The sequence below is a fragment of the Corynebacterium sp. 122RC1 genome, from assembly GCF_024580955.1.
Lineage (GTDB): Bacteria > Actinomycetota > Actinomycetes > Mycobacteriales > Mycobacteriaceae > Corynebacterium > Corynebacterium kozikiae.
In genome coordinates this window covers 45,764-56,267 of the sequence record NZ_JANIKD010000016.1, presented here as the reverse complement: position 1 = coordinate 56,267, position 10,504 = coordinate 45,764, and the positions used below count along the sequence as shown (strand labels likewise).

Sequence of the window (10,504 nt, the reverse complement as noted above, 5' to 3'; positions counted from 1 at the left end):
ACCCCAACCCCAACCCCAACTCCGGCACCTAATCAGCCAGGCAAGGCAGTAAGCACGGCACCTAGCCAAGCAGCTGGCCCAGCAAAGGGAGTCTCCAGGACCCTCGCCAACACAGGCGTTCAGGTGACGGGCATCCTCGGAGCATCCGCTCTGCTGCTCGCTGCAGGCGCAGCCCTTGTGGTTCAGCGCAATCGCAAGCAAAATGGCTAACCCAACTAGGGTGAGTCAATAGCTCGCAATGGGCCCCTCGAGTGTGATCTCGAGGGGCCCATTTGCGTCAGGGGGAAGAAGTATGAGTAGGCCGGGAGGCAGAACGAAAATCCCGCTGCACCACACCAAGACAGACGGATGAACAGCGGCAAAGGGGCACAAAGCCCAAAAGAAACTTGCCTACCCCCTACGCCCCAACAACCTCCTGCCACGCAGCGATAAGCTGATCCGATTCTTCAGAAGTTGTCACGGTAATTCGTACCCCCTCGGGGAATGCCCGCACCAACACGCTGTGCGCCGCCAGGGCTTCAGCCAGTGCAAACGGCTCCAACCCACCAATTGCCTCGCAATCCGCGGGCACCCACACAAAGTTCGCCTGAGACTCCCCGCTGATCCCCTCCAGCCCGAGCGCTGCGGTTACCCGAACACGTTCCTGCGCCACTTCGTCGGTGCGTTCCATGAGGGCATCGGCCTGGGCGAGCGACTCCACCGCCGCCACCTGCGCCACCGCATTTACACCAAACGGCAGCGCCACTTTGTTGAGCGCGTCAATTACATCGGCCTGCCCAAAGGCGTAGCCCACCCGCAGCCCGGCCAGCCCATACGCCTTGGAGAAGGTCCGCAGGCCCACCAGGTTGGGGTAGCGGCTGATCAGCTCGGTGGTCAGCGGCGTGTCCTCGGTGCGCACGTATTCGGTGTAGGCCTCATCCAGTGCCACAATGACGTTCGCGGGCACGCGGTCCATGAAATCCAGAAATGCCTGTTCAGGGACCACGGTGCCGGTGGGGTTGTTGGGGTTGCACACAAAAATGAGGCGCGTGCGATCAGTGATCGCCTCCGCCATGGCATCGAGGTCATTGAAACCGTCCTCGGTCAGCGGCACCGGCCGCGGGGTAGCGCCCGTGACCTGGGTAAAGATCGGGTAGGCCTCAAAGCTGCGCCAGGGGAACACCACTTCGTCGCCAGGCCCCGCAGTGATTTGCACGAGCTGCTGGCACAACGCCGACGACCCGCACCCCACCGCCACCTGATCCATCCCAACCTGAAGCTGCTCGGCCAGGGCTTCGCGCAGGTCAAGTGCCCCCATGTCTGGGTACCTATTCACTGCCGACGCCGCCAAGACCATAGCCTCCCGCACGCTGGGCAGCGGCCCCTGCGTGACCTCGTTGGAGGAGAGCTTGAGGGCGTCAGGAAGGCGCTTACCGGGAACATAGGATGGGATGGAGGCGAGATCTTCACGGAACATGCAGCTCATCATAGCCGGTTTGGTGCTCTGCGCCTTGATGGGTAGTATTGAGCGAGATCTTTTCTTCAAAGGATCGCTGGAGACGTGCCAGAGCGGCCGAATGGGGCTCCCTGCTAAGGAGTTGACTTGTTTACGCAGGTCCGGAGGTTCAAATCCTCTCGTCTCCGCTCCTCCCACTTGTTGGGAGCGTTTCACCGGGCCTGGTGGAACTTGCGCCCGTAGCTCAACGGATAGAGCATCTGACTACGGATCAGAAGGTTGGGGGTTCGAATCCCTCCGGGCGCACCAACAAAAAATCCCTCGTGAAGATGTTGAACTGGCATCTTTGCTTGGGATTATTGTGTATTTCGTTAAGTCTGCGTTTCGCGTTGCATGCTCGAAAACAAATTGGCTAGATTTAACAGGAAACGAGGTTGGATAATTCCAACCTCGTTGGGTAGGATTCGCGGGTACTTTTAGTCTTTCATTACCTGCGTTTACTAAGGAAAGTATTTTCGCAGGTAACTGGGGATTTCGGGCTTAGGAAAGGGCCGAAGAGAATATGTCGAATAAGCGAGTGAAGCGTGTTTTTGGCGCTTTAGGCGCGGCAGCCGTTGCGGCCACAGGTGTCACTGTGGTCAATTTTGCGCAAGCACCTCTTGCAATGGCCGCTGAAGGGGCTGGCCAGCCGGGCGTTTTGCAGGACAAGACTGTCATTTTCTGGGAGGGCTTTGAAAACCGCACCGACCAAAATGCGCCGCTATCTCTCACCAATTACACCGGTGGTGCAGGTCAAAGTAATCAGGGCCTGAATAATGATGGCCAGAAGTACACCGCCGAAGGTGCATGGGCCCGGACGGATTTCTGCAACGGTCTGGTATTGGACTCCGATGATCCATGGGTAACTGACCCTGCTTTGTGCCCTAACGGCGCGCCAGGTAATGCTACCTACGAAAACTTCTACACCAACCTGAAAAAGGTTGTTGGCTCAGTTGGCCCATTCACCGAATCGCCAAGCGCAGTTGGCGCCTACACCTCGGGCACTCAGAACACCCGAACCACCGCCTACGGTGCGGCGATGTTGAATGCCACTGTCACCCCACAGGTTACCGCTGTGGTTAAGGATCGCTTCCTGACCTACGGCGTTGATGTGGCAAACATGAACTGCTACCGCGCAGACAGGAAGCACACCCATCCTGCGCTGGTGTTCACCTACCAGAATTTCGATGACTCGGGTAACGCTGAGTCTGAGAAGCTGCTCGTTGACCAAGTTGTGGTGAATAACGACATCGCGACCGTGGTGGACAACGCGGTCTCGTTTGAAGGCCCCTCCTACGATGGCGCTCAGGATCTCGTGTTGCCTGTTGGATATGAATTCGCGCCAGATAACAAGCACAACGATGGCCTGTGGATCTCCCAGGTATTCAACATGACCACCGAGCCAACAACTGGCGTGGAGGGCGTGGACTGGATCCGCAAGACCTCCACCACCACCAACGCTGATGGGTCTACCGTTGAGTACTTCACCAAGATTGCATCCCATGTGATCAATCCTTGTTCGGCCCCAGCTTCCGTGAGCACGACCATGCCTGATGCGGGCGGTACGAACGTAGACGTGTTCGCGGGTACCTACCTGGCAAGTGGTTCCTTCTTGACCAGCGGCAACAACGTGAAATACACCCTCCGTAACCTGAACCCAAGTGGTTCCGGTAACGACGGTGCCTTCGACAACGTTCGCATTTACGACGTCACCCCACAGCTCGACGTTCACTACGGCACGTGGAATGAGACGGATGCGAGTACTCACGAGGGCGTTGATCCGGCGGACCGTGATACGCTCCTGTACCCCGAAAAAACGACTATCACCTACACCATCACCAACACCGATGAGAACTCCTCCAAGTACGGTTGGCAGTTCGATAACGTGTTGCCAACCGGTCTGAAGTTTGCCGGTGACCCGAAGTTCGTGTGTAACGATGTAACTCAGACGACCACGAACAACACCGCCAAGATCACGATCAGCGAAGACAACACCGGGATTTCTGTCCGAGAAGGTTTTATGCCTGAAGGTGGCACGAGCTGCACGATCGAGATTCCTGTTGAGTCCACGGAATCTCCAACCGACAACCCCACCACTGGTGTGACGGACGCGAACGGCAACGTTCAGGAAGCTGAAACCCGTGCGAACCACCGCACGTACACCACCATGTCTGCGTCCTTCACTAACGTGCGCGGCCTGGATATGCCAAACCCCACCACGGTGAGCTTCTACACCGAAGCCACCACCACGGAGGCACCAACTCCGACTGCAGAACCTTCACAAATTGTGATCCCGCTGCCAGTGCCAATCGGTACTCAGCCACCTGCAACGAACACCCCACAGCAAGCCGTACAACCAACTGCAGCGAACACTTCACAGCAGCCGGCAAAGTCACAAGCTGCTCGGGAGAGGGGTGTGCTGGCTAACACTGGTGTAAGCGTGATGGGCATCGCGATCACAGGCATCCTCATCGTGACGGCTGCTGGCCTGTTGGTTATCAAGCGTCGTTGCCTCAATGACTAGTAATAAGCCTAGGAGTAATTCCATCTCCTCGCTTTAAAGTGATTTGCTACTGAGCTAGTGAAATGGCAAGTCCGTTCTCAAGGGTCTGCCCCAAAGACTGGGGTAGGCCCTTGAGCATTTTGTGGCATAAACGCGCAAGGCCCTTGCTGCAAGGACTGATGTTGAGGAGAGGGAACTTTCAGCACCGCCGATCAAGAAGGCTCTCGCACAGCTTTGACGTTGGTGGCTGAGATGGTGGCGTCGGTTCCCGTATCCTTGCGCTCGCTTGCCGACGCTCTGATAACCGCATTGCCCCGAGGACAACGTACCAGTGTCTTGGCTGCCAAATGCCAACTCGTGCTCAAGTTCAGTGAAACGCAAATTTTTTAGCTCTGGCCAGCAGATTTGTACTTTCCACTTGGGTTGGAGTAATGTTCTTTCTCGTTGCAAAGCCAACTTGCGCCCGTAGCTCAACGGATAGAGCATCTGACTACGGATCAGAAGGTTGGGGGTTCGAATCCCTCCGGGCGCACCAAACAAAACCCCAGCTAGAAAGCCATGAGTGGCGGACCGGCTTGGGGTTTTTTGTGTTTGACCTGTCGGAAAAGTAGTCCCATGTTTGCCGAGGTGGCTCAAGGTGGGTACGAACGTGAAACGAACAAACTGCGAACGGATTGCGAACGAATTAAACCAGTGGAACGGAGAAGGAACAAAAGAAAGAAGCGAATTGACTGACCAATCACCTTCAACCGCGCGCGCCGCCAGCAGGCTGGACAAAACATTGAGTGGCCACGCCTTTCGTACTGTCGCATCCCCCGCTACGAGGGGAACGGCATCTCGACAGTGTTTCCGGGGGAGAAAGTCCCGCCGCTGGGCAAGATGCCGGGGCATGTGCTGCATGAGTGGCGTGACTTGCGCGAAGGTGACCGTAAGCGGTTGTCCGATGGAGTAAGCGTCCGAGGGTGGCCGCATGACGAGAGTCTGGCGGACGGACATCGGTGGGACTCCAAACGCGAGGGTGCATCCAAGTTTCCGAAGGACTGGACAGACCAGAAGATTGTCGACGCGGTTCGTAGTGCCTTGGAGAATCCGGAATTCTATTCGGCCAAACCAGTCAAGAGGATTGTTTGGAAGGAAATCGACGGGGTATTCGTGCAGGCGAGGTACAACGTGCGGCCAGACGGTAAGCTGAGCTTTGATACAGCGTTCCCCGAGCACACTATTCCGAAGGAGGCGAAAAGAGTTGCAGGATGACGTAAATGTATACAAGAGTTTGGACCTCATGCTGCCGGCGCAAGTGCCGCGAGAACTCTCGGAATCTGCGCTAAGAGCGGGAGAACCCGAGTCTGCTATTTCCGGCCTTTTGGATGAGGCCTTTGGAGTAGGAGCTCTAACGCAAGAGGTCATTGACTTCGTCGAGAGCGTTTACTCCGACGGTCCGGTCATTGAGATGCTGGAAGCGCTGAAACAGCTCCAGCGAGATAGCGCCGCCTAGCCGGTAGGTTCGCGCCGGGTTCGAGTCCCGGTCGGCGCACAGTAGAACCCCAGCTCAGAGTATGTTTGAGCTGGGGTTTTCTTTACCGTGGGTCCGGGGCGGGGGCTTTAGGGAAATCAGGTCTGACATAGGGATTCATTCACCAATTTCAGTTGGCTTATGCTGCTCCACTCTGGATTCGAGGCGGCCTCTGCGCGGCAGCGGCTTCTTTAGATCGTTGTCCGGGGCTACCACTAATGAATATTCAAGTCACGATACTAATAAACGGCAAAGGGTTCGAAGTTTAAGAGGCGTGAGCCCTTAGATGGTGACCTACGAAGTCAAAAGGATGTGCTCGGTGTGCCCACCCCAAGAAGTGGGCTGCAAATCTGTGAAGATTTGTAATCTTGAGATTGATAAGGTTACGAGCTCGAAGGATTCTGCAAACAACACGCCTTCTACCCCTGGTGATGGTGGTTCCTCTAACTGTGGCGGTTCGTGGTTGCCGTGGATTATCGGTGGTGCGATCATCGGTGGTTTGGCTAATGGTTCCTCGAATGGTTCCAGCAATGGTTCTGCTGGTGCAAACCAGAGCAACCAGGGTGAGCAGGGTCAGCAGCCTGCTAAGGGTGTGCGTGGTGCGTTGGCGAACACCGGTGTGTCCGGTGTGGTAGCTGCTCTTGCCGCTGCACTGCTTGCTTCTGCTGCAGGTGCACTGCTGCTGGTGACCCGCCGCCGCAAGGAAAGCTAAACCCCCACAAAGGGAAAGTGACTTCACCCGCCCAATCCAACCAACCGCTGTTGAGTTGAATTGGGCGGGTGGCAAAAGCCACGGCCCTTCGTTGTGGGTAGCTTCGATTAGGGCCGTGAGTCCTGCCCGCTCCGGCTGGGCGGGACAGTAACACCGAGTGATGTTGTGATTTGGGGACAAGCCACAACATTGCTCGGTGTTTTTCTATCCCCTAACCCCCACAAACTCCTCCAACCACCACTGGTGCACACGCACATCAGGGGTGGATTCTGGGTGAAAACTCAACCCCAACAGGTTGCCGGAGCGCACGCCAACGATGGTGGCGTCGGGAAGCGTGGCAACCACAGCAACCTCACCGCCGATCCCGAGCACCTTCGGGGCGCGGATAAACACGGCGGGGAAGTCTTTCACCGGCCCCACATCTAGGGAGGTTTCAAAGGAGTCCTGCTGGTTGCCAAAGCTGTTGCGTGCCACGGTGATGTCCAGCGCGCCCAGCGTTTGCTGCCCGGGTGCCAGGCCGTGAACCTCCTTGGCCAGGTAGATCAGCCCGGCGCAGGTGCCCATCACGGGCAAGCCGGCGGCGATGGCGTTCATGAGGGGGTTGGCAAGGCCAAATGTTCGGGCCAGGCGGTCCATTACGGAGGATTCGCCGCCGGGGATCACCACGCCGTCCAGCCCTTCGAGCTCATGAGGGCGGCGCACTCGCACCACGTCCGCATCAAGGCGTTCCAGCATCGCCTGGTGTTCTTCCACGCCGCCCTGGAGGGCCAGGATGCCGATGCGCATTACCAGCCTCGTTCGGCCAGGCGGTGGGGTGCGGGGACGTCGGCAACATTGATGCCCACCATGGCCTCGCCGAGGTTGCGGGAGAGGCGGGCCAGGGCGGTGGGGTCGTCGAACAAGGTGGTTGCCTCCACGATGGCCTTCGCGCGGGCGGCGGGGTTGCCGGACTTGAAAATGCCGGAGCCCACGAACACGCCCTCGGCGCCCATTTGGCGGACCAGGGCGGCGTCGGCGGGAGTGGCCACACCGCCGGCAACGAACGTCACCACGGGCAGCTTGCCGGTTGCCGCCACCTCCGCAACCAGGTCATACGGAGCCTGCAGCTCCTTGGCTGCCACATAGAGTTCGTCCTTGTCCAAGGTGCGAAGGTGATTGATCTCGCCGCGGATGGTACGCAGGTGCCGCACCGCCTCGGAGACGTCGCCAGTGCCGGCCTCACCCTTGGAACGAATCATCGCCGCACCCTCAGTGATGCGCCGCAGTGCTTCGCCCAGGTTGGTGGCGCCGCACACGAACGGCACCTTGAAATCCCACTTGTTGATGTGGTGCGTGTAATCGGCGGGGGAGAGCACCTCGGACTCATCAATGAAATCCACCCCCAGCGCTTCCAGGATCTGCGCCTCCACAAAGTGCCCAATGCGGGCCTTCGCCATCACCGGGATGTCCACAGCGTTCACGATCCCCTCAATGAGGTCTGGGTCAGACATCCGGGCAACGCCGCCCTGGGCACGGATGTCTGCGGGCACGCGCTCCAGCGCCATGACTGCCGACGCCCCCGCGTCCTCCGCAATCCGTGCCTGCTCCGGCGTGACCACATCCATGATCACGCCGCCCTTGAGCATGTCCGCCAAGCCGCGCTTCACTTTGGTTGTTGCAATGTTGGTTTCAGTGTTGGTTTCAGTCATGGGGGATATTCTGCGGCCCCAAAATGGTCTATCACAATATCCAAATAGAGCGTGTTGTATTGGTCCACTATGCTGGTTGGGGTGCGTTCAGAAACAGTGGTTCAGCTCCCAGATCTTCCCACGTTTTCTTCGGGCCCATTGCCGGTGCAGATCGCGGAATGGCTGCGCGGGCACATTGCTTGTGCAAACCTCCGCCCGGGCGATCACCTGCCCTCCACCCGCAGCCTGGCCCGCACGCTGGGGGTGTCCCGCGGGACGGTAGTAGCGGCGTATGAGCAGCTCGCCGCAGAAGGCTACGTGGAGGGTGCACAAGGCGCGGGCACCCGGATCAATCCCGCGCTCGCGCAGGTGCACCCTTTACCTGCGCCCAAGCCGAAGGCCAAGCCAGCCACCCCTTCTGTGACCGTGCTGCGCCCTGGAGCCCCGGATGCTGCGGCGCTGGCAACGTCGTCCTGGCGCGCCGCATGGCGCCAAGCCGTGGCAGCCCCCTTGCAGGAACTGGAACCCCTGGGAAGTTGGGAGCTTCGAGTCCAGATTGCTGAGCACCTGCGGCATATGCGCGGCGTTGCTGCAGACCCCAGCCACATTCTGATCAGCGCAGGCGCACGTGAAGGCCTGGGCATGGTGCTGCGCGCCCTCGATGTGGAAACGGTGGCAGTGGAGCAACCGGGATTCCCAGGGCTGCGCCGCGTGTTTGGGCACCACGGTTGCAAGCTAGTAGACGCCCCCATGGACGCCCACGGCATCCTGCCCGCGCAAGTGCCCCAGGCCGAGGCGCTGCTGGTTACCCCAAGCCACCAGTATCCATACGGCGGAGCGCTCGGTGCGCAGCGGCGCCACGAGCTGGTCCAATGGGCGCGCAGCAATGATGCCTGGCTGATTGAGGATGACCACGACTCCGAACTGCGCTACACCGGCCAGCCCCTGCCCGCACTCCACGCCTTGGACCCTACCCGCACTATCCTGCTGGGCACCTTCTCCGCGCTGCTCACCCCCGCGCTCGCGGTGGGCTATGTGGTGCTGCCGGCGGCATTGGTGGACAAGGTGACGCAGACACGCCGCGAGCTGGGCTCCCCGGTGGGTGCGATCCCGCAGCTCGCGCTGGCGGCCTACCTGGAAAGCGGGGCGCTGCGCAGGCACACGCAATCCAGGAGGCGCGTGTACCGGCGGCGCCGGGACATGGTGCAGGCCGCGCTCGGGGACCTTAGCGGTGACGGCGGTGGTGTTGGCGCCGTTGGTGGCGTGGAGCTCATGCCCATCAGTGGCGGCCTGCACGCCGTATTGCTGTGCGAGCGGCCCAGCGCAGAGGTAGTGGAGGCGTGCGCGCAGGGCGGGTACGGCGTGGTGCCGCTGGAGGGGTACTGGGGTGGCTCGGGAGAAGGCGTTGCCGCGGGCCGTGCGGGGCACGAGGGCCGTGACGGCCGTGAGGGCCGAGAGGGCCAGCTCAACGGCGTGGTGTTTGGCTTTGGAAGCTGCAGCGACGCCGTACTGGCAGACGCCCTCGAGGTAATCCGCGGGGCGCTGCTGGGGAGCCGCTAGAACACGTCCACGCGGGCCCCAAGGTTTTCTGCCTGGATGAGCTGGCTGATCCAGCCGGGATTGGTGGGGTCAGGATGGACGCGGAACACGGGCCTGCTGGAAACAGCGCCGCCTACCGCGCGGGCCTCGTAGCGAACGCGGGAGCGATAACCAGCGTCAGCCAGTTCTTGCAGGTTGGGTGGGGTTTCCACTAAGTGTGCGCGGGCGTCGGTGAGCAGTGAGAGCGCTTCGTCGAGGGCGTCCACCAGGGCGTCGCGGTTGGTTTCGCACATGGCGCGCACCAGGGAAGGGGCGGTGCCGGCCACGCGGGTGCCATCGCGGAAACTACCCGCAGCCAGGGAGAGAGCCAGGGCACCGCCGTTGTCGCCAACAATCGCCAGCGCCTCAGCCAGCAGGTGCGGCAGGTGGGAAATGCGAGCTACGGCGGCGTCGTGGTGCGTCACCCGGCTTGGGATCACTTCAGCGCCCACGAGGTTCGCCATGTTCGCCACGTCAATCCAAAGCTGCACCCATTCAGCCCTGATTTCCGCGCTGGGAGCCTGCGTTGCTGGGGTGCTGGCGGCGTCGTACATGCTCGCTGCGTAGTCAAACGTGACCACCCACGCTGCGCCTTTGAAGAGGTCAATTTGTGAGGCGGTCCAGCCGGAGTCGGCGGTGCCGGCCATGGGATGCCCACCCACGTAACGCTCCTGCATGCCGTGCGCACAGATGAGCTCGTAGACTTGGGCTTTCACACTCACCACGTCCGTGATGCCGCAGCTCGGCGCGTGCTCGGCGATGGCGGTGAGGAGGGAGTCGATGGCGGGCATGGGGGTGGCCAGCACAATCAAGGCGCCCTCGCGTTCGGCGCGCTGCAGCGTCTCGGTGAGGTCCGCGGAGACATCAAAGCCTTCCTTCTCTGCGGCGCGCACGCCAGAAGGGGAGCGGTTGTAGCCAAACGCAGGCACCGCTTCCGCGTGGAGGGCGCGCAAGAGGGAGCCGCCAATCAGGCCGAGGCCCAGGATGCATACGGGGCGGGAAATTTGATGGATACTCACCCTGACAAGCATGGCACAAGCGCAGTAGTGTTGAGCGG

Annotated in this window: 10 protein-coding genes and 3 tRNA genes; 9 read left to right on the top strand and 4 right to left on the bottom strand. The window is 60.3% G+C overall.

Features of this window, described 5'->3' with window-relative positions; genetic code table 11:
• A partial coding sequence (locus NQ050_RS08590; protein ID WP_257038888.1) for an LPXTG cell wall anchor domain-containing protein occupies window positions 1-210 on the top strand: 210 nt, incomplete at its 5' end.
• Between the two features lie 187 nt (window positions 211-397).
• Here NQ050_RS08590 and hisC read toward each other — a convergent pair.
• Entirely contained in the window at window positions 398-1,456 is a 1,059-nt protein-coding gene (hisC, locus tag NQ050_RS08585; RefSeq protein ID WP_257038887.1) for a histidinol-phosphate transaminase, read from the bottom strand.
• 78 nt (window positions 1,457-1,534) lie between these two features.
• On the opposite strand from hisC, the gene NQ050_RS08580 reads away from it, so the two are divergent.
• The 7 genes from NQ050_RS08580 (at window position 1,535) to NQ050_RS08555 (ending at window position 6,202) form a co-directional block, all read left to right on the top strand.
• Window positions 1,535-1,623: transfer RNA gene (locus NQ050_RS08580), tRNA-Ser, on the top strand.
• A gap of 45 nt (window positions 1,624-1,668) precedes the next feature.
• Window positions 1,669-1,744 (top strand) — tRNA-Arg (locus NQ050_RS08575).
• A 268-nt stretch (window positions 1,745-2,012) separates the two neighbouring features.
• Window positions 2,013-3,998 (top strand): hypothetical protein, encoded by a 1,986-nt coding sequence (locus NQ050_RS08570; protein WP_257038886.1) that lies wholly within the window; start codon window positions 2,013-2,015, stop codon window positions 3,996-3,998.
• 438 nt (window positions 3,999-4,436) lie between these two features.
• Window positions 4,437-4,512, top strand: a tRNA-Arg gene (locus NQ050_RS08565).
• Between the two features lie 344 nt (window positions 4,513-4,856).
• Window positions 4,857-5,231, top strand: a complete 375-nt coding sequence (locus tag NQ050_RS11265) for an EndoU domain-containing protein (protein ID WP_368734689.1) — start codon at window positions 4,857-4,859, stop codon at window positions 5,229-5,231.
• Window positions 5,221-5,472, top strand: a complete 252-nt coding sequence (locus NQ050_RS08560) for a hypothetical protein (protein ID WP_257038884.1) — start codon at window positions 5,221-5,223, stop codon at window positions 5,470-5,472. The genes NQ050_RS11265 and NQ050_RS08560 overlap by 11 nt, the downstream gene beginning before the upstream one ends.
• Window positions 5,473-5,842: 370 nt before the next feature.
• On the top strand, window positions 5,843-6,202 hold the full coding sequence (locus NQ050_RS08555; RefSeq protein WP_257038883.1) for an LPXTG cell wall anchor domain-containing protein: 360 nt from the start codon (window positions 5,843-5,845) through the stop codon (window positions 6,200-6,202).
• 204 nt (window positions 6,203-6,406) lie between these two features.
• On the opposite strand, the gene pdxT is transcribed toward NQ050_RS08555, so the two are convergent.
• Window positions 6,407-6,988, bottom strand: a complete 582-nt coding sequence (gene pdxT, locus NQ050_RS08550) for a pyridoxal 5'-phosphate synthase glutaminase subunit PdxT (protein ID WP_257038882.1) — start codon at window positions 6,986-6,988, stop codon at window positions 6,407-6,409.
• Window positions 6,988-7,890, bottom strand: a complete 903-nt coding sequence (gene pdxS / locus NQ050_RS08545) for a pyridoxal 5'-phosphate synthase lyase subunit PdxS (RefSeq protein ID WP_257038881.1) — start codon at window positions 7,888-7,890, stop codon at window positions 6,988-6,990. The genes pdxT and pdxS overlap by 1 nt, the downstream gene beginning before the upstream one ends.
• Before the next feature lie 81 nt (window positions 7,891-7,971).
• Here pdxS and NQ050_RS08540 point away from each other — a divergent pair, with 81 nt between their 5' ends.
• Window positions 7,972-9,429: a PLP-dependent aminotransferase family protein gene (locus tag NQ050_RS08540; protein ID WP_257038880.1), complete on the top strand. Its 1,458-nt coding sequence runs from the start codon at window positions 7,972-7,974 to the stop codon at window positions 9,427-9,429.
• Here NQ050_RS08540 and NQ050_RS08535 read toward each other — a convergent pair.
• The gene (locus NQ050_RS08535) at window positions 9,426-10,466 is read right to left on the bottom strand and encodes a prephenate dehydrogenase (protein ID WP_257038878.1); all 1,041 of its coding nucleotides are present in this window, start codon (window positions 10,464-10,466) and stop codon (window positions 9,426-9,428) included. The genes NQ050_RS08540 and NQ050_RS08535 overlap by 4 nt on opposite strands.
• Between the last annotated feature and the right edge of the window lie 38 nt (window positions 10,467-10,504).